Source organism: Vibrio aquaticus (genome assembly GCF_003970385.1).
Classification (GTDB): domain Bacteria; phylum Pseudomonadota; class Gammaproteobacteria; order Enterobacterales; family Vibrionaceae; genus Vibrio; species Vibrio aquaticus.
The window spans coordinates 694234-712907 of the sequence record NZ_RXZH01000001.1; the positions used below are offsets into that span (position 1 = coordinate 694234).

Consider the following 18674-nt stretch of genomic DNA (forward strand, 5'->3'; position numbering starts at 1 on the left):
AGAAACTCCTCTTATGGAGCTCAACCGACGTTGATTGAAACTGAGAGCTAAAGAGGCAAGCCAGTGGCTAAATTCACTGACTTGCCTTGGGGGTGAGTGTTATCGATTAAAACGTCGCCAGCGATTTCTCGCTCATGGCATCGAACAGATGAATCGCATCCAGATCCAAGTAAAGCGTCAGCTCGTTCACATCCACTTCAGCGGCCTGCGTCTCAACCATCAAAGATTGGCCTGCAATCTCGGTTTTCAGCAAGATGCTTGCACCCAGTAGCTCCTTGTCTTTGATTTTTACTGGGAACGGCAGCACTCGATCATGATCCACTTGCTCAGCACGTAAATGAATGTCTGTCGGGCGTACACCAAAGTGCAGCGCTAAGTTCTTAGATGCATGAGCATGGAAACGCTCTGGCAGTGGAATGCGAGTGTCGCCTAGCTCAACGTGCCAGTTACCTTCTTCGCCCACCAACTGTGCATCGAGCATGTTCATTGATGGATTACCAATGAACTGAGCAACAAACTTGTTCGCTGGTTGTTGGAACACCTCTGTTGGCGTCCCTACTTGCGCCACATAACCATCTTTGAGAATCACAATGCGGTCAGCAAGGGTCATCGCTTCGATTTGGTCGTGCGTAACATAAATCGTAGTGGTTTGAAGCTCTCTGTGCAGCTGTTTGATCTCTTCACGCATCGTGCCACGCAGTTTTGCATCAAGGTTCGATAGAGGCTCATCAAACAGGAACACTTTTGGAGTGCGCACCATCGCTCGGCCCATTGCCACACGCTGGCGCTGACCACCTGAAAGCTCTTTCGGTTTACGAGCAAGCAGAGGATCAAGCTCTAGCATTTTGGCTGCTTTGCGCACCTCAATATCGATTTGATCTTTTGGCATGCCTTTTAGTTTGAGCGCAAAGGCGATGTTCTCATACACCGTCATGTGCGGGTAAAGGGCATAGCTTTGGAACACCATCGCCAAATCACGGTCTTTGGCATCGATTTTGTTCATCAGCTTATCGCCAACGAAAATCTCGCCTGAAGTGATGCTCTCTAGGCCCGCTAGCATGCGCAGCGTCGTCGATTTACCGCAGCCTGATGGGCCAAGAAAAACCACGAACTCACCATCGTTGACCGTAAAGTCGAAGTGTTTAACCACTTCCACATCATCGTAGGATTTTTTGATGTTTTTAAACTCAACTTTTGCCATTACTGGTTCTCCTCTCGACGCTCTAGCAGCATGTTGCGATATGCGATTGCGCTTTGTTTCAGAGTGCGCTGCTGGGTTTCGTAGTCCACGTGAACAATACCGAAGCGCTGTTTGTAACCATACGCCCACTCAAAGTTATCCATTAAGCTCCACGCAAAGTAACCTTGTACGTCTACGCCTGCTTTAATTGCTTTATCTACCGCTTCTAAATGCGTTTGGAAGTAGTTAACACGCTGGGTGTCGTTCACTTCACCGTTGATGCAGTCATCTTCACCGGCTGCGCCATTTTCAGTAATGTACAGTGGCGGCAGGTTGTCATAACGGTCATGTAAGCGAAGTAGTAGATCAGTCAGTGCTTGCGGATAGATTTCCCAACCAATGAAAGTATGCTCATTCTCTGGCTGAGGCACATCTTTGATATCACCATTTTCATCAAAGCGAACCACACAGCGGGTGTAGAAGTTCACGCCAATGAAGTCTAAGTCTGTGCGAATAATGTCTAAATCACCTTCAAGGATCATTGGCATATTGTGCGCTTGACGCTCTAGAACCAGCTGCGGGTATTCACCTTTTAACACCGGGTCCATAAACCAGTGGAAGCCCTCTGCATCGCTGTACTCAGCAGCGCCAATGTCTGCATCCGTCAATGGGTAAGCCGGTGTCGCGTTGAATACGCAGCCATGCATGGCATTCGGTGCGTTTTTACGCATGTGTGGAATCGCCAAACCATGTGCCAGCATTAAGTGGTGCGCTGACAAGAAGCCCTCACGCTCACCTTTAATACCTGGTGCGTGCATACCCCAACGGTAACCAAGGTAAGACGAACAGAACGGTTCGTTAAGCGTTGCATAAGAATCAATCTTGTCGCCAAAGTAAGCACTCACGGCCTTAGCGTACTCTTCAAACTTGTAAGCGGTTTCACGATTTAACCAGCCGCCTTTATCTTCAAGGTATTGTGGCAAGTCCCAGTGATACAGCGTCACAAACACTTTCAAGCCTTGAGCGTGGCACTCATCAATGATTTGCTCGTAGAACTTAAGCCCCTCTTCGTTAACCTGACCATCCTGTGGAACGATGCGAGGCCACGCCATCGACAGACGGTAAGCATCCACGCCCAAGCCTTTGATCATTTCGATGTCTTGCTTCCAAAGGTGGAAGTGGTCACAAGCAACGTCGCCGTTGTCCATGTTGTCCACCGCACCTGGCTTGTTACAGAAGGTATCCCAAATAGAAGGAGTACGACCGCCAAGCTGTGCACCACCTTCAATTTGGTAAGAAGAAGTGGCAACGCCAAATAAGAATTCTGGGCTACGTAATTTTGAGTCTGTAGGAAGTTGGAATTTATTCATTGTTATTAAACCTTTTAGCCTTTTACTGCGCCTGACGTCAGGCCACTAATCATTTGTTTTGAAGCGAATAAGTAAGTCATTACCAGCGGAAGAATCGAGATAGTCGTACCTAGCATTACCGCTCCCCATGGAGTATTTGGTATGCCTTGCACGCTACGCAGTGCCTGAGTAATCACATAGTTGTCTGGGGTTGTTAGCACCACTAACGGCTGCATAAACATGTTCCAGAAGAAGACGAATTGAACGATAGCAAGCGTTGCTAGAGCGGGTTTCATCAGCGGAAGCACCACACTCCAGTAGGTTCTGAACTCACCTGCACCATCCAGTTTTGCCGCTTCCAGTAGCTCTTTAGGAATCGAAGCCACCACATGCTGACGCATTAAGAAAATACCAAACGGCGTCGTGGTGAACGGTAGCCAAACTGCGAGATGGTTATCGAGCAAGCCTAGGAACTTCACGATCATGAAGTAAGGGATCAGACTCAGCACCGGCGGGATCATCATCGAACCAACTAACATGCCGAACAGGAATGTTTTGCCCTTGAACTTGTATACTGCAAAGGCGTAGCCACCCATGCTACAGAACAGCAGCGAGATGGTTGTACCGAGAAAAGCAATGTAGATGGAGTTAAACATCGCTTGCCAAAACGGCATGATCTCAAGCAATTTGGCGTAGTTGATTGCTAAGCTGTCACCGATGGCAAAGCTGATGCCAGTACCAAAGATTTCCGTACGGTCGCGAGTAGACAGCAGCGCTGACCAAAGGAACGGGAACACCGTCATGATGGCCGAAATAATCAGCACAACTGCCAGCAACGCCATCATTAACTTGGTAAAGATTTCGATACTGCGATCACTTGGACGCCAGCGAGGAGACATTACGTGTTGAGTGGTCATCTTATTGCTCCCCCAAACCTTTTTTACCGAAGAAGAAGAATTGCACCGCAGTACAGCCTGCAATCAGCATAAATAGCAGCCAAGAGATAGCCGATGCTGTGCCCATTTCTAACCACTCCCAACCCACTTTGTAGAGGTACATTGAGATCGTTAGACCTGATTGGCCTGTACCACCAGTACCGCGAGTCAGAACGAACGGTTCTTCAAACAGCTGTAAGTTACCGATGATGGTCATGGTCACTGCGAAGAAGATAAACGGACGAATCATTGGCAGTGAGATGCTCCAGAAACGGCGCCAAGCGTTCGCGCCATCCATACGTGCAGCTTCAAGAATGTCTTTAGGAATAGTCATCAAACCGGTGGTGTAAAGCACGATGTTAAAACCGGTGTATTTCCAGAACACCATGATGGCGATAGATGGCTTGACCATAGTCGCATCATCTAGCCAGCGGATTGGCTGAAAGTCATTCACCCAGCCAAACGCCCAACCAAACAAGGTGCTATCTGCCAGCGCGATTAAGGTCTGGTTGATGATGCCTGAGTTCGGCGAGTACATATTGAAGAAGATCAGTGATGCTGCGACCGTCGAAGTGATAAACGGCAAGAAGTAAGCCGATGTCAGCCAATGGCGGAAGCGGTCACTCATTGACACCAAAATGTAAGCGACAGGCAACGCAACCAAGTGTTGAGCGACGCCCGATGTAATCGCTAGCCATAGGGTGTTTTTCAGTGAACGCCACAGCCACGGGTCAGTCAGTGCAATGTGGTAGTTCTCTAACCCCACATAATCCATCGCACCTAAACCTTCGACTGGGTTCCACTCGTGAAACGACAGGAAGATTGAAAACAGTAACGGGAAAATCCCAAATACAGAAAAAATAATCAGAAACGGAAGTAGGAATCCATACGGTGTAAGCGCTTTCAAACTCAGGCGAGAAAAAAGGCTTTTGCTCTCGGATGTGTCCATAACCTTGCTCGCTGCATGATTCATAGTAACGACCTCTAGTTAGGAAGGCGAAACTCGCCTTCCTCCCTTACCAAATAACGAACTAATTAAAGATTACGAGTACGGCGCTTGATCATTCGCTCTGCTTCTTTCAGCGCAGTTTCGATGTCTTTGCCTTCATCCAGTACTTCCATTAGCGCGTTCTCTAAAATAATAGAACGTGCCACGTGGTCACCTTTCGCTGGTGCAACTGGCTTGATGTTTTTCGCTACGTCAGCAAACAGTAAACGGGCCTTTTGACCACCAAGGAATGCCACTTCTTCTTGGAACAGCTCATCGTCATAAGTGGTTGTGTTCGCAGGGAATGCAGCGATGGTTTCAAAGTGTTTAAGCTGAATATCACGCTTGGTTGTCATGTATTCGATCAGCTTCCACGCTTCATCTTGATGTTTAGATTGGGTTGGGATAGATAGGAATGAGCCACCCCAGCTGCCGTAAATGCCATCAGGTAGGTGAGACACGCCCCAGCTACCCGCTGTTTCTGGTGCAATCCAGTTGTTTAGGTGACCAAGTAGCCATGCGCCAGAAAGCTGAGTAGCAAACGTGCCGTTACGGAAACCTTCATACCATTCGTTTGACCACGCTAAGATGCGCGCGTCTAAGCCTTTTTCACGAATCTCTTTTGCCACTTCAAATGCGTGAACAAAACGCTCTGAAGTGACCACTGGGTTGCCGTCTTTATCGAAGTACAGACCTTCGCCTTCAGGTACTGTCGTGAAGATGATCGCTTGCGCTACATCCGCTGCTGAAGCAATCAGGTAAACATCTTTCTTCTTCAGCTCTTCACCCGCTTTGATGTATGAATCCCAATCTTTGATAGCTTCATTTAAGTCGATACCTGCTTTCTCAAACACGTCTGTGCGGTAGTACATTACACCTGGACCTAGGTCGACAGGCATGCCGTAAACATCACCATCCGCGCCTTTACCTTGCGCCCAAGCGTAAGGTGCAAAGCTCTCTGCGTATTTGTCTGCGCCGTAGTTTTCAGACAGGTTGACCAAACCGCCAGACGCCACAAACGGACCAATTTTCTCTACATCAACAACAATGACGTCACCTGCGCCTGAACCCGTTGCTAAGTTGGTGGTCAGCTTCGTATGGTGGTCCCCGTGGTTATTCATCAGGTAATCAACCTTAATGCCTGTCTCTTTTTCAAAGTCAGGAAGCAGCACTTTCAAGCTGCTGTCAAAATCAGGGAAACCATCAAAGCGAATCTCAGAATCAGCAGCGTTGACTGTTGATGCGACTCCAAGCGCCGTCACAGTAGCAAGCGTCAATGTTTTTAATTTCATCTTATTGTCCTTAAATGATTTTGTAGGATTTAGAGTTGTTTCACAGAGCTTCGTGGCACCAAAGTCGGTGACAGTTTGAAGCTCACGTCTCGCTTGTTTTTATTGAGTATTTGAATAACCAGTTGAACGGCTTCAGCACTCATTTGTTCAATGGGGAAATTCACTGTGCTTAACGGTGGCGATATGTAGCGTGCGAACAAAATGTCATCGAACCCCATCAATGAAACCTGTTCAGGCACGCTAATGCCCTCTTGTTTCAGCACTTCAAACGCTCCGAATGCCATGTGATCGTTACAGGCAAAAACAGCGGTGAATGAACAATCGCGGTTAAGCAATTTACGCATCGCACTCACACCCGACTCCTCGGTAAAACCGGCCTCTGAAATCAATGCTTCGTCGAACAAGATATCGGCCGCTTCTAATGCTTTGCGATAACCTTGCAGACGCCCCCGTGCATCAGATTTATCCAGAGGGCCGGTGATACATGCGATGTTACGATGCCCCATTCGCAACAAGTGTTCAGTTGCTAACTGGCCACCAAACTCGTTGTCTATTTCAATGCAGTTCTGCGCAAGTTCTGGGACAAATCGATTGACCAGCACTAACGCTACACCTTTCGCTTCAAGGTCCGTTAAGTAATCATCAGTAAGGTGCTGAGTGTGCAAAATCATCGCATCTACTCGGCGACCAAGAAGAAACTCAACCGACTCTCGCTGCCCTTGTTCTGTGTTAGAACCGGCTGTCACCACCACGTGATAGCCTAGTCGACGTAACCTGTTTTCGATGTTGTGCAGAATCCCAGAGTAAAAAGGGCCACCCAGCTCAGGCACGATGATGCCAATACTTCCGGTACGGCTAGAAGCCAGTGCTTGTGCAATTGCATTTGGGCGATAGCCGAGAACTTGTATCGCTTTTTCCACTTTGAGCTTCTTATCATGGCTGACTCGGCTGGTACCGTTGATCACTCGTGATACGGTCGCTTGAGAGACACCTGCGTATTCAGAAACATCTTTAATTGTGGCCACTTATACACCTCGACTACTGCCTGTATTCAAAACCGCTTTCTTAACCAGAAACCGCTTTCATGGAGCTAGTATTGATGATTTGCTTAGTGAGTTGCGTGAGTGCAATCACACTCAACCGAGCCTTATTTGGCCTGATTTGCGAAACAATGAAGCACAGTGCAGTTTGAAATCATTCCATGAAACTGTTTCATGGAGTGATTGATAGATGACCAACGCGAGCTATTTACTGAGCCGATAGAGGAAGCGAATTGATAGGTTTCTGAAACAAAAAAGAGCCGCATAAATGCGGCTCAAATGATTGAAGTTAATCATAGACTGCTAACGAGGTTGCTGCCGTCTCGCTAACAGAAAAGTGGACAGTATTTAAAAGGATGGATTACCACCAAGCTTCGAACATTGCACCCACAGAGACCGTATCGGCAGTTACCGTTGTTGTGCTTGGGCCTTTCGTTTCCACATCACCCACTGTGGTGTAGAAACGTAGCATTGGACGGCTCCAAGGTAGACCACCTAAGGATACGTTTTGCGATAACGTTACTTTCCAGCCGTTCTTTTCACTGCCGTCGTCAAAGTCTTCCATCGCATAACCCGCTTCTAGCCAAGTAGAATGCACATCATCCCATTGGTATTGCGGACGAACGATACCGGCATACTCGTTCTTCTCATCGGTATCTGTGCCAGAGAAGTTTTTGTAAGATACCAAGTAATCGATGATGAATTGTTCTAACGCTGTGTAACCACCTTCTAAGCTGACGTAAGTGACTTTATAGTCATCCCCTTTCAGCTCAAATACGGAATTATCCGCACCGTCGGCGAATTTCATGACCAACTTGTTTGAAGCGCCTAGCCCCATTACTGCACCCACTTGCCATGCTGTTTCATCACTGACGTTTGGATCGGTGCCCGAGTTCGCTTCATCAGAGGCAAAGCCGTAGTTGGCGTACAGGTCAAGATTACCAAGACCCAAATCAATACCGTGCAATTTAGAGGTAATCGCGTAACGGCCAGAATCGTTACCCAATGCGCCATCTTCGCTATCCACGGCGCCCACAAAGCCCATATCCAGTTTTACGCCACCTAGGTTTAGGTTGTTGAAACCACCACCTTGACCATCATGTGACATCCAGAAGTAATCGTTCAAACCTTGTTGCGGACGTTGATGGAAGTCTCGGCCTGCCCACATATAGAGTTCAGGTTGGCTTTCAAAAATATTGGTCACACCGGCATACATTTTTTTTAGGTTCACGCCACCCGATGATCCCCACTGATCGTTACTCCAGTCATCGACCATAAACACTAGGTCCCATTTAGCGCCATTATCTGCTTGGAATATCTTCGCTAACTGTACTTCACCGCCGTTAGCTTCGTTACCCAAACGGCCCAGTGAACGGCCAGAGCTGCCCACCTCTACGTAACGGTTATCGCCAGATGAGTAATGCGCACCATAACGTGCGTAACCAGAGAAGATAATACCTGAAGGTACTTCTGTTTCTGTGGTTAACACTGCGGGTTGTTGGTCATCGGTATAGTCGATCTCAACCAGTTTGGACTCCAGTTCTTGGATACGCTGCTCTAACTCAGCGATATCGGTGTTGTCGGCAAGGACAGAAGCGGCTGCAAGCGAAGAGGCCACTGCTAAAGTGATAGGCAATAGTTTAAATTTAGCCATGATATTTCCCTATTTATCGGATGTTTTTGTTCTGTAGGGAATCTTAAAAAATGAAACGACTGAAAAGACTTCATTGCCTCACAACCCAGGAGAGATGAAACCGTCATGAAACAACAAAGAGTATGTTTGCACAGCTACTCATTACTGAAAATAAAAGAAAAATCGAGCTTGGGATGCAACCCCGCGATGGATTGAAATCGCTTTCATTTCATGGAATTTCTAAATAGAGATCACGGCACCTAGCCGGAAGTTTAGAGATAACTCTCTGCCATTTTTGAAAGTTTTCATCGTTGTGAAAGATTTCAAAAACAGTAAATTGCTTACACGACCAATCACCTATTTAAATGAGTTTCGAGCTGACTAAAACGCCCAGTGATTATTACCATTGTGCAATAGTCATTTAATAAAAAGGCTCTATATCAACTCGCCCTGTTTCTCTACTATACCGCCATCGAAACGGCCCTGCTTAATGACCATCACTCTTGTGAATTGCGTAGTTACAGCATGACCTGACACCCCGCAGGAGAAGCAACGAATGAACATTGTAAAAGTTGATACTAATAACCTTCATGTTTACGCAAATCTTTACCAGGGCTATGCCGCTGAGTTTTCAAAAATCATTGACGACAAGCCAAACCAAGATGGCCTGTTCGAGATCTATCCGAAGTTAGAAGGCAATGTCACTGGGTACCTTCTGTATTTGGAAGGGGTTCCAGCCGCTCTAACAGCCATCGAAGAGAAATCAGACAATGAGTATGAGATTTGTGATTTCTACGTGCTGCCTTGCTTTCGCAAGAACAAAGTCGGTAAGAAATTTATATCGCAGTTGTTTGAGCATTTACGTGGCTCATGGGAAATAAAACAAGTGGCTGGTGCTGACCATGCCATTCATTTTTGGCGAGATGTGGTAAGCGATTACACCGCTAATCAATTTGTCGAAGATATTTATCAAGACCATAAGTGGGGCACGGTGACAAGACAGCGTTTTGGCCACGATACCGATATGTAAAATTAAGCATAGGCATTACTCCCAAGCCAGAACTTCGATTGTTGCATAACAGCAACACTAATTTGATTAAATTGCTATATATCAACTAATACGATTTTCTTAATATACACCCATCGCAACGAACTACGCTAAATAAGCCCGTTGCTTCTTAATTCAAGATTTGGAGAGTCAAAATGAAAAAGTTAGTTGTTATTACAGGTGCAAGTTCTGGTATTGGTGAAGCTATCGCTCGTCGTATGAGTGCTGCAGGCCACCCACTGCTTCTTCTTGCTCGTCGTGTTGAGCGTCTTGAAGCGCTAGACCTACCGAACACAATGTGTGAAAAGGTCGACGTAACAGACAAAGCGTCTTTTGAAGCAGCAATTGCGAAGGCTGAAGCGGTATACGGTGAAACAGATTGTATCGTTAACAACGCGGGCATGATGTTACTAAGCGAACTCGCTGATCAAGATGCATCTGAGTGGAAAACGATGTTTGATGTCAACGTGATTGGCCTAATGAACGGCATGCAAGCAGTGCTAGCACCAATGAAAGCACGTCAATCTGGCACTATCATCAACGTAAGCTCAGTTGCAGGTCGTAAAACATTCCCGAACCACGCGGCTTACTGTGGTACTAAATTTGCTGTTCATGCTATCTCTGAGAACGTTCGTGAAGAAGTGGCAGAATCAAACGTTCGTGTAACGACTATTGCACCAGGTGCCGTTGAAACTGAGCTTCTATCTCACACAACTTCTGATGAAATCAAAGCGGGTTACGAAGATTGGAAAGAGAGCATGGAAGGCGTACTTGTTGCAGATGACATCGCTCGTACTGTTGAATTTGCTTACCAACAACCTCAAGGTGTGTGCATTCGTGAGATTGTTGTTGCTGCTACTCGCCAACAGCCATAATCACCGACCTAATTAAACTTATCCATTAGCCCTGCACTGCGGGGCTTTTGTTACCCTTCATATGGATATTTAGCTATGACCTATCAAGATAAAGTCGTTATTGTTACCGGAGCCAGCAACGGAATCGGAGCAAGCGTTGCAAAAGCCTACCATGAACAGGGGGCACGAGTTGTTTCTTTGGATATTCAACCTAGCCACAATGACTGGCAGCACATCACCGTAGACTTGAGTGATGAGCAACAGGTCATCAACGCTTTTCAAGCCGTCACGCAGCAGTATGGTGCAATCCATATCTTGATCAACAATGGCGCGATCACCACAAGTAGTCGCTCTATTTTAGAGGTTTCAACTTCAGAGTTTGCCAAAGTCATTGATGTTAACTTAAATGGCGCCTTCACTTGCTCACGAGAATTTGTGCGTGCAAACCAAGGCGAGTCTTTTGGGCGAATTATTAATATCTCTTCGACACGCTGGCAACAAAATGAGTTCGGTTGGGATGCTTATGGCGCATCAAAAGGTGGTTTGGTCTCTTTAACTCACTCTCTGGTCAATTCCCTCAGCCATACACCGATTACCATCAACACAATAAGTCCAGGTTGGATTGAAACGTCGGATTATGACGCTCTGCGAAAAGAAGACCATGCTCAGCACCCATCAGGACGTGTTGGCAAACCACAAGACATCGTTAATGCCTGCCTATTTTTGACGCACTCTGACAATGATTTTATCAATGGCGCGAATATCTCTATTGATGGTGGAATGACAAAGAGAATGATCTATCAAGATTGATTGGATTACTGTTCATTTAAGAAAGCGGCTCACTTTAAAGCAGCACTTTCTACAACAGCACTCTCTAAAACAAAAAGGACTGCCATTTTGAGCAGTCCTTTGTGAATAATAAGCGCTTAACTAAAATTTAAACTTCGCGACTAACTGACTCAGAGAGTCGGCGTTTTCTTTTAGGCTGATACAGCGCTGAGAAGTCTGAGTCACCATATCGGTGTTACTGCGAGCGACATCGGCAATGCTTTCAATGTGTGGGGCAATTTCATTGATCACCTGAGATTGCTCTCCGGTCGCGGTGGCGGTTTGTGCGCTGAGCTGATGGATATCTTCCACAATGCGATTAATCGAAGCTAAGTGCTGTTCTGATGATTGCGCGGCGGTTAAGCAACTTTGGCCTATCTTATGGCTTTGTCCGACTTCGTTCACCACGGTATTGCTCAAACTCTGTAGGTTTTCGATGATGGTGCGAATCTCACTGGCTGAATCGCTGGTGCGAGACGCCAAGGTTCGAACTTCATCCGCTACCACAGCAAAACCTCGGCCTTGATCGCCTGCTCTTGCCGCTTCTATCGCTGCGTTGAGCGCCAATAAATTAGTTTGCTCTGACACCCCACTGATCACGTCCAGTACCGTATCAATCGCCTTAATATCATCCGACAGTTGCTCGATACTTTGATTACTTTGATCAAGCTGCTGATTCATCGCTTCGGTATGGCTGAAAGTATCGCTGACTGAATCGAGCCCTTTTTTCACTTCCAAGGTCGTCTGCTGCACATTATCTGACGTGTTGTTGGCGTTGTTGGCAATCTCTTCCGAGCTCGCACTCATCTCATGGATGGCCGTCGCTACTTGATGAATGTTTTGCTCTTGACCTCGAATCTGTTGCTTCATCTCTTCGGCTTGTTGATCAATATACTCAATGTTACCCACCAGCTGTTGCCTTGAAGCCTCAATCTCTTGAAGTACACTACCCATATAGCTAACAAACTGGTTGTAACCTTTGGCAATGCTGCCGACTTCATCTTTCCTGCTTTCATCAAGTCGCTGGGTTAAATCACCGCCTCCGCCACCGATTTCAAGCAACAAATCCGCCGTGGTCGAAAGAGGTTTGAGTAAAGTATTAGTCATGTAGGCACTCGCCGCTATGAACAGCACCGCCACCGACACACCAACCCAAGCCATGGTCTCAATAAAGTGATTAATTTCACTGAGCACTTCCGTGGTTTCTTGCACAGACACTAAAATCCAGCCCAATTGCGATAGCGACATCAAACCCACTACCATTGGGCCTTGTTTGAACTCAGCTTCATAGATATCAGAGGCGTCACCGGATAATCCGTTTAATTGAGTTGCAATAGACCCCATCCCCACCGCGCTTAAAGACTTGCCCACTAACGCGGTGTCTGAATGGACTTTGACCACACCTTGGCGATCCACAAGCATCAGCTCACCCGATTCGCCTAACGAAAAGTCAGACACCGTTTGCCCCAAACTTTCGAGAGACAAACCAATACCCGTCACCCCAATTCTTTGTCCATTTTTCATCACCACTTGGTTTACAAACACGGTGGCAATCCCCGTCGCTTCATCGACATCGACCGAGAGCTCGACAGACTTATTACTCCTAAGAAAACCATAAAACCAAGCATCGTCTGATGAGCTCTTTGACATGGTTTTTAGCACGCCGTTAGGCACATAATAGGTATCATTGATGGTTGTGACATAAAAGGCGGTTAATGCGTTGAACTCCCGTTTAATGGTACTGAGTTGGTCAATCACTTGTTGGCTGTCTTGCTCTGTGAACTCTTTTAGCAATGCCATTTGCGACATCACTTCAGACACCACCAATGGCTTTTCCAACTCCAGTTTGATTAGGTTACTTATCTCACCCAATGCGGCGGGCATTTGTTGTGAGTAGGTTTTGTCCAGAATGATTTTTTGCCCTTGACTGACCGTAATACTGATCAAGACGGCAATCACTAAAATCACGGCACTTACCGTTGCCAACATCGTTTTATGTCGAATACTTAACGCAGTTCGCATAGCTTCAAACTCCTTTTGAGGCATAAAAAACCCCGGAACAGGGGCCGGGGGATCTCACATGAGATAAATGACGGGAAATACCACATTGCATATATTTCGCTTACTGGCAATCTACACCAGTAAGTGAAGTTATTTCGGCCTTTAGTTAATCATAGCACCTTGTGCAACCCACGCTCCAATAAGCGTACGCTCGTCTTCGGTCATTTGAGTCATGTTGCCTAACGGCATGTATTTGGTCGTCACAGTCTGCGCAATACGTGGGCTGGCAGCTTGGATTTCCTGAGGCGTATCCAAGATCACTCCAGCTGGTGCCGCAGCAAATGCATCATGAGTTGGCGTTGCTGAATGGCACACTGAGCAGCGCTCCTGAATCACCTGATTAATGATTGCAAAGTTCACTCCACCGTCAGCTGGTTGCTCAGAGGAATTCGCCGCTTGAACGTTGTCCGTAGAAACCGCCTCTGTCGATTTCGCAGTAGACGTTTCAACCGCGACTGGCGCTTTCGCAACTGGGGCTGCTGGTCTGTTTGCATACGGCGAAGTCACAAAGGCCAACGTAACCATACCCAACGCGGCTACTGGAATCGTCCAAGCAAATTTCTGGCTACCATGTCGAGTATTAAAGTAGTGGCGAACCAAGATACTAAAGATCGCAAGGCCAGCAAGAATTGCCCAGTTGTAATTAGAGCCGTAGGTGCTTGGGAAATGGTTACTGATCATAATGAACAGCACGGGTAGCGTCAGATAGTTGTTGTGACGAGAGCGTAGCAACCCTTTCGCTGGTAGCGCTGGATCAGGTTCACGACCTTCTTCAATCGCACTGACCAAGTTACGCTGCGCAGGCATGATCACTCGGAATACGTTACCGACCATGATGGTACCAATAATTGCACCAACGTGAATATATGCACCACGGCCACTGAACACTTGAGAAAGACCGTAGGTTGCGCCCACTAGCAGTACGAATAGCACCGCACCTAATAGCATTGGCGTCTTACCTAATGGCGAGTCACACAGTAGATCGTAGATAAACCAGCCTGCTACCAAGGCACCAATACCAATCGCAATCGCTGTGCTCGGTGCCATGCCTGAGCCAGGCGCAATCAAGTAGATCTCAGCGTTGAGGTAGTAAACCACACCCAGTAGGAGCACACCGGTGATCCACGTAAAGTACGCTTCCCATTTAAACCAATGTAGGTGTTCTGGCATTTCTGGCGGTGCGAGTTTGTACTTCTCTAGGTGATAAATACCACCACCGTGAATCGCCCAAAGATCGCCCGATAGGCCCGTTTTTGGATTGACGCGATTCAAGTTGTTTTCTAGCCAAACAAAGTAAAACGAAGCACCAATCCATGCGATGCCAACTATCATGTGAGCCCAGCGAATCGCTAAGTTCAACCACTCCGTGATATGTGGATCCATAATAAATTCCTTCTTACAGCACTCTACTCTGAGAGCATTACTTCCTGTCTGTTACTCGCCGGAATATCTTCTAAGTGTAGTGAAACCAAATCGGCTTCAAAGAAGACTTCATCACAGTTATGCCCTTCACCACCTCGATCAACGATCAAAAACTGATCTTGGTCCTTCAGTGCCAGAACCGGGTGGTGCCACACCCCTTTATGGTAGTTGACACCTTGGCGGCCATTACTCCAAAAAGCACGGCACTGATCCAGTGATGGGTTATCTCCTTTTGGAGCAACAACAATAAGATACGGTTGACCAAGCAACGGAACAAACGCTTGCGATCCCAAAGGGTGACGCTCTAGCATTGAAATCGTTAACGGGTAGCTAAGCGGCGTTGCTTGAAAGATGCTGATGATGGCTTCACCACCTTGATCTTGCACATCCGTGTTAGCCAGTTTGTGGTAACGACGAGTCGAACCATTGTTGATCATGAAGTAGTCACTGTTTTCCACTTCAATCACATCACCAAACTCGGCAAAGGCTTGTTTGGTTAACGGTTCGATTTCTAAACGGAGAATTCCATTGCTCATAATCATTCCCTCGCTTATTTCGCTTTAGTGCCAAACAAACGCAGACGGCTAATACCACCATCAGGGAAAATATTCAGGCGAACGTGCGTGATTGCACCTAGGTCATTGACCTCTGAGGTAAACTCGTGAATATCGTGAGCTTTCAGTTTCTGAGCCGGTAGCAGTTCGCGCCAGAACAGGCTTTGCGTTGCGACTTGATCGTCTGTCCCACCTTTCACATAAGCAGCCTGAATTGAACAGCTGTCTGGGAAGTTACCTTTAAAGTGCGCGGTATCAACGACTACGCGATCAACGTTACCTGCATTACCAAGCGCAACAATCACCCAGTCATTACCTGGTGTACGGCGACGTGCGGTTTCCCAACCATCACCCATGTTCTCACCACGGCCAGGGCCAAGGATGTTTGATTTGTTGCCGTAGTGCTCATCACTACATGCCAGTGCGCGACCACCATTTTCAACAGCGGCTAGGTCAACTTGCTGTTGCGGGTCTACGCGATCCCAATCCACACTTGGTCGACCGTAAACACGTAGACGTGCCACGCCACCATCTGGGTAGATATTTAGACGTAAGTGAGTGAACACGTCTTCGCTAGCAATTTCTTCTAGATGATGATGATCACCTTGAAGGCTCATTGATGGCAGGATTTCTTGCCACTCTGTCGCATCCGTTGGGTCACCGTCTGGTGAATAACATGCATCAATTGACGCTGACGGTGGGAAGTTACCCGTAAAGAAAGAAGTGTCGATATCGACGCCAGCAATCGTGCCTGCTAAGCCAAGGCGAATGACACAGTAATCGTAACCTTCGCCACGCTTACGGCGACTTTCCCAGCCATCCATCCACTTGCCGTTGTCATCATAAACATCGTCTTTCCACTCTGGCGCTTCACGGCGCAGTAGACGGCTTTTATCAGCAAAGAAATCGTCAGTAGCGTAGATTGCTTCTGCGCCTAGTTTATCGTCAGCAAGATTAATGTATTGTTCAAAGTCTAAGGACATTTCCTTTATCCTTCCAATTATTCAAAAATAGGTTAATGAGTAAGCTCTTATCGAGCACCATATCCTTCATATTTGAAGCTGTAGCGTTGTTGCCTGCGTCAATTCACCCTAATCTCATAGAGCCCCTATGCTCATAGGGATGAATTGACTTGTCGCCTAGCTACAACTCCAACTATTTTGGATATCAACATCTACTAGATGTTAAAACGAGATAGTCGACCTCTCCGTGACTTACATATCTCGCAGGCGAAACAGGGCAATCTTGTTGATTTCCTGAATCGCAGTAGCAAACTCAGTGTCACTATCATTGCCTAATCGCTTCTCGAACGACTCAAGAATTTGGTAACGATTGGCCCCTTTCACTGCCATGATGAAGGGAAAGTTGAAGCGTTGTTTGTAACTGTCGTTGTACGTAGTGAATTTTGTAAACTCTTCAGAGCTGCATTGGTCAATACCAGCGCCAGCTTGTTCAGCGGTTGATGCCTCTGTGAGTTCACCGTTGATTGCTGCTCGCCCTGCTAAATCTGGGTGAGCATTAATAAGTGCAAGTTGCTTTGTTTTATCCGCATCAAGCAGTGCTTCTGCCATTTTTAGATGCAAATTCGAAACAAAATTATCTTGGTCGCTAAGCCCTTGATCGTAGACTGATTCTGCGACCCATGGGCTATGCTCATACACATCACCAAAATGAGAGACAAATTCCGAACGTGCCATCTGTGATGGTTTGCAAAAACGAAATTCAGTCATATTACTTCTCCTCTTGTGGTGTGTATGGGTGGTTCTCGTGCCAATGACGAGCAATATCAACACGGCGACATAGCCAAACATCATCGTGCTGTTTTACGTAATCTAAAAAACGTTTCAGTGAGGCGATACGCCCCGGACGGCCAATGAGGCGACAATGCAAACCGACTGACATCATTTTTGGTGCAGTTTCACCTTCAGCATAAAGCGTATCGAAAGTATCTTTAAGGTATTGATAGAACTGCTCACCGGAGTTAAAACCTTGCACCGTGGCAAAACGCATGTCATTAACGTCCAAGGTGTAAGGGATGACCAGTTGTGGCTGACCTGTTTCGGTGTGCCAATAAGGCAGGTCATCATCGTAGGCATCCGAGTCGTAAAGAAAGCCACCTTCTTCAGCAACAATTCGACGAGTGTTCGGGCCAGTACGACCTGTGTACCAACCTAAAGGTCGTTCGCCTGTTACCTGTTTGATGATCTCAATCGCTTTCATCATGTGATCACGCTCTTGTGACTCATCCATGTATTGGTAATCAATCCAGCGATAACCATGACTACAGATCTCATGACCCGCTTGAGTCATCGCTTGTGCAACGTCTGGGTGACGTTCAATTGCCATCGCGACAGCAAACACCGTTAGAGGGATTTCATATTCATCAAACAGTTTTAGAACTCGCCACACACCTGCGCGGCTACCGTATTCATAGATGGATTCCATACTGATGTGACGCTCACCTTTAATCGGCTGCGCAGCTGGAATCTCAGATAGAAAGGCTTCGGACTCATCATCCCCGTGTAAAAGGCAACGTTCTCCGCCTTCTTCATAGTTCAATACAAACGACACAGCGATACGAGCTCCACCAGGCCATTTGGGATGAGGAGGATTCGCCCCATAACCAATTAGATCTCGTGAATAATCCTTATCCATTCAGGCTCTCCTTAAATCAAGACAATTCATGGCTGTCTTTTTTATTTCACACATCCATTGTATACAATAAATTATCTCAATGTAAAGATTTTGTTGTTAAAGTTAATTAACGTTAACAATCACTTTTATTTCAATAACTTAGACCAATATTACTGACGTACCTCATTCAATCTCACATCACATTTCAGATTTTTGGCCCCTTGCTTTAATAACATTCTTGTAACAACGGGCTTTACTATCTGAATATTTTGTGTACATATATACTTATCAGAAAGTGAAAGTGAACCACTTTGTATACAATTTATTTTACACGAGCTAACGAGAGCGCAAGGAGCGCGGCAGTAATATGGGCAAATTAACAACACACGTATTGGATACAATGAACGGTGTTCCCGGCGAGAGTATTCAAATTGACCTTTATCGCATTGATGGCGATAGCCAAACCAAAATCAAAACGGTTACCACCAACTTCGATGGCCGAACCGATGCACCCGTGCTAGAAGGCGAAGAGTTTGTCATCGGCAAATACCAATTGGTATTTTACGTTGCCGATTACTACAAGAATAAAGACGTTGATCTAGGAGAAGTGCCTTTCCTTGATGATGTTGTCATCCGGTTTGGGCTGGGAGAAAAAGACGCACATTATCACGTACCTCTATTGGTCTCTCCATACAGCTTCTCTACTTATCGTGGTAGCTAACCGGTTTTATTACTAACAACGTCAAACTCATAGTTTTAATCACAATAATTGAAATCTGGAAAGGGCCGTCCCGGGCGGCACCTTCACCAGAGTGCGGTATTCAATTCACGAATCACCAACACAAAAGGACTTGCT

The 18674-nt window shown here is 46.5% G+C and carries 17 protein-coding genes; 4 read left to right on the forward strand and 13 right to left on the reverse strand.

What is annotated here, in order from left to right:
• Positions 1-106: 106 nt before the first annotated feature.
• The 7 genes from EJ063_RS02920 to EJ063_RS02950 all read right to left on the reverse strand — a co-directional run bounded on the left by EJ063_RS02920 (position 107) and on the right by EJ063_RS02950 (position 8438).
• Positions 107-1201, reverse strand: coding sequence for an ABC transporter ATP-binding protein (locus EJ063_RS02920; protein ID WP_126572503.1), 1095 nt, complete (start codon positions 1199-1201; stop codon positions 107-109).
• Positions 1201-2550: a GH1 family beta-glucosidase gene (locus tag EJ063_RS02925; protein ID WP_126572504.1), complete on the reverse strand. Its 1350-nt coding sequence runs from the start codon at positions 2548-2550 to the stop codon at positions 1201-1203. Before EJ063_RS02925 ends, EJ063_RS02920 begins: the two co-directional genes overlap by 1 nt.
• Positions 2551-2564: 14 nt before the next feature.
• Complete coding sequence (locus tag EJ063_RS02930; protein ID WP_126572505.1) at positions 2565-3446, reverse strand: carbohydrate ABC transporter permease; 882 nt, start codon at positions 3444-3446, stop codon at positions 2565-2567.
• Between the two features lies 1 nt (position 3447).
• On the reverse strand, positions 3448-4437 hold the full coding sequence (locus EJ063_RS02935; protein WP_126572506.1) for a carbohydrate ABC transporter permease: 990 nt from the start codon (positions 4435-4437) through the stop codon (positions 3448-3450).
• A 62-nt stretch (positions 4438-4499) separates the two neighbouring features.
• Positions 4500-5744, reverse strand: coding sequence for an extracellular solute-binding protein (locus EJ063_RS02940; protein ID WP_126572507.1), 1245 nt, complete (start codon positions 5742-5744; stop codon positions 4500-4502).
• A 29-nt stretch (positions 5745-5773) separates the two neighbouring features.
• Complete coding sequence (locus EJ063_RS02945; RefSeq protein WP_126572508.1) at positions 5774-6769, reverse strand: LacI family DNA-binding transcriptional regulator; 996 nt, start codon at positions 6767-6769, stop codon at positions 5774-5776.
• 376 nt (positions 6770-7145) lie between these two features.
• Positions 7146-8438 (reverse strand): carbohydrate porin, encoded by a 1293-nt coding sequence (locus EJ063_RS02950; RefSeq protein WP_126572509.1) that lies wholly within the window; start codon positions 8436-8438, stop codon positions 7146-7148.
• A gap of 535 nt (positions 8439-8973) precedes the next feature.
• Between EJ063_RS02950 and EJ063_RS02955 the strand changes: the two genes are divergently transcribed.
• The 3 genes from EJ063_RS02955 (at position 8974) to EJ063_RS02965 (ending at position 11129) form a co-directional block, all read left to right on the forward strand.
• Positions 8974-9447 carry a GNAT family N-acetyltransferase gene (locus EJ063_RS02955; RefSeq protein ID WP_126572510.1) on the forward strand — a complete coding sequence of 158 codons (474 nt, stop codon included), beginning with the start codon at positions 8974-8976 and terminating at the stop codon, positions 9445-9447.
• Positions 9448-9620: 173 nt separating this feature from the next.
• Positions 9621-10340, forward strand: a complete 720-nt coding sequence (locus EJ063_RS02960; protein ID WP_126572511.1) for an SDR family oxidoreductase — start codon at positions 9621-9623, stop codon at positions 10338-10340.
• A gap of 75 nt (positions 10341-10415) precedes the next feature.
• Complete coding sequence (locus tag EJ063_RS02965; RefSeq protein WP_126572512.1) at positions 10416-11129, forward strand: SDR family NAD(P)-dependent oxidoreductase; 714 nt, start codon at positions 10416-10418, stop codon at positions 11127-11129.
• A 120-nt stretch (positions 11130-11249) separates the two neighbouring features.
• On the opposite strand, the gene EJ063_RS02970 is transcribed toward EJ063_RS02965, so the two are convergent.
• From EJ063_RS02970 to puuE, 6 genes are all read right to left on the reverse strand, one after another.
• The gene (locus EJ063_RS02970; RefSeq protein WP_126572513.1) at positions 11250-13169 is read right to left on the reverse strand and encodes a methyl-accepting chemotaxis protein; all 1920 of its coding nucleotides are present in this window, start codon (positions 13167-13169) and stop codon (positions 11250-11252) included.
• Positions 13170-13310: 141 nt separating this feature from the next.
• Positions 13311-14591: a urate hydroxylase PuuD gene (locus EJ063_RS02975; protein ID WP_126572514.1), complete on the reverse strand. Its 1281-nt coding sequence runs from the start codon at positions 14589-14591 to the stop codon at positions 13311-13313.
• Between the two features lie 23 nt (positions 14592-14614).
• On the reverse strand, positions 14615-15166 hold the full coding sequence (locus EJ063_RS02980) for an ureidoglycolate lyase (RefSeq protein ID WP_126572515.1): 552 nt from the start codon (positions 15164-15166) through the stop codon (positions 14615-14617).
• Positions 15167-15180: 14 nt separating this feature from the next.
• Positions 15181-16167, reverse strand: a complete 987-nt coding sequence (gene alc, locus EJ063_RS02985) for an allantoicase (protein ID WP_126572516.1) — start codon at positions 16165-16167, stop codon at positions 15181-15183.
• A 231-nt stretch (positions 16168-16398) separates the two neighbouring features.
• The gene (gene uraD, locus EJ063_RS02990; protein ID WP_126572517.1) at positions 16399-16914 is read right to left on the reverse strand and encodes a 2-oxo-4-hydroxy-4-carboxy-5-ureidoimidazoline decarboxylase; all 516 of its coding nucleotides are present in this window, start codon (positions 16912-16914) and stop codon (positions 16399-16401) included.
• A gap of 1 nt (position 16915) precedes the next feature.
• The gene (gene puuE / locus EJ063_RS02995) at positions 16916-17839 is read right to left on the reverse strand and encodes an allantoinase PuuE (protein WP_126572518.1); all 924 of its coding nucleotides are present in this window, start codon (positions 17837-17839) and stop codon (positions 16916-16918) included.
• 346 nt (positions 17840-18185) lie between these two features.
• Between puuE and uraH the strand changes: the two genes are divergently transcribed.
• Positions 18186-18539 carry a hydroxyisourate hydrolase gene (uraH, locus tag EJ063_RS03000; RefSeq protein ID WP_126572519.1) on the forward strand — a complete coding sequence of 118 codons (354 nt, stop codon included), beginning with the start codon at positions 18186-18188 and terminating at the stop codon, positions 18537-18539.
• Positions 18540-18674 lie beyond the last annotated feature (135 nt).

Excerpts from the sequence above, each read along its gene's own strand:
- EJ063_RS02955 (WP_126572510.1), top strand. The coding sequence starts at position 8,974 with ATGAACATTGTAAAAGTTGATACTAATAACCTTCATGTTTACGCAAAT.
- EJ063_RS02920 (WP_126572503.1), bottom strand. The coding sequence starts at position 1,201 with ATGGCAAAAGTTGAGTTTAAAAACATCAAAAAATCCTACGATGATGTG.
- EJ063_RS02930 (WP_126572505.1), bottom strand. The coding sequence starts at position 3,446 with ATGACCACTCAACACGTAATGTCTCCTCGCTGGCGTCCAAGTGATCGC.
- alc (WP_126572516.1), bottom strand. The coding sequence starts at position 16,167 with ATGTCCTTAGACTTTGAACAATACATTAATCTTGCTGACGATAAACTA.
- EJ063_RS02925 (WP_126572504.1), bottom strand. The coding sequence starts at position 2,550 with ATGAATAAATTCCAACTTCCTACAGACTCAAAATTACGTAGCCCAGAA.
- EJ063_RS02970 (WP_126572513.1), bottom strand. The coding sequence starts at position 13,169 with ATGCGAACTGCGTTAAGTATTCGACATAAAACGATGTTGGCAACGGTA.
- puuE (WP_126572518.1), bottom strand. The coding sequence starts at position 17,839 with ATGGATAAGGATTATTCACGAGATCTAATTGGTTATGGGGCGAATCCT.
- uraH (WP_126572519.1), top strand. The coding sequence starts at position 18,186 with ATGGGCAAATTAACAACACACGTATTGGATACAATGAACGGTGTTCCC.
- EJ063_RS02980 (WP_126572515.1), bottom strand. The coding sequence starts at position 15,166 with ATGAGCAATGGAATTCTCCGTTTAGAAATCGAACCGTTAACCAAACAA.
- EJ063_RS02950 (WP_126572509.1), bottom strand. The coding sequence starts at position 8,438 with ATGGCTAAATTTAAACTATTGCCTATCACTTTAGCAGTGGCCTCTTCG.
- EJ063_RS02975 (WP_126572514.1), bottom strand. The coding sequence starts at position 14,591 with ATGGATCCACATATCACGGAGTGGTTGAACTTAGCGATTCGCTGGGCT.
- EJ063_RS02940 (WP_126572507.1), bottom strand. The coding sequence starts at position 5,744 with ATGAAATTAAAAACATTGACGCTTGCTACTGTGACGGCGCTTGGAGTC.
- EJ063_RS02965 (WP_126572512.1), top strand. The coding sequence starts at position 10,416 with ATGACCTATCAAGATAAAGTCGTTATTGTTACCGGAGCCAGCAACGGA.
- EJ063_RS02935 (WP_126572506.1), bottom strand. The coding sequence starts at position 4,437 with ATGAATCATGCAGCGAGCAAGGTTATGGACACATCCGAGAGCAAAAGC.
- uraD (WP_126572517.1), bottom strand. The coding sequence starts at position 16,914 with ATGACTGAATTTCGTTTTTGCAAACCATCACAGATGGCACGTTCGGAA.
- EJ063_RS02960 (WP_126572511.1), top strand. The coding sequence starts at position 9,621 with ATGAAAAAGTTAGTTGTTATTACAGGTGCAAGTTCTGGTATTGGTGAA.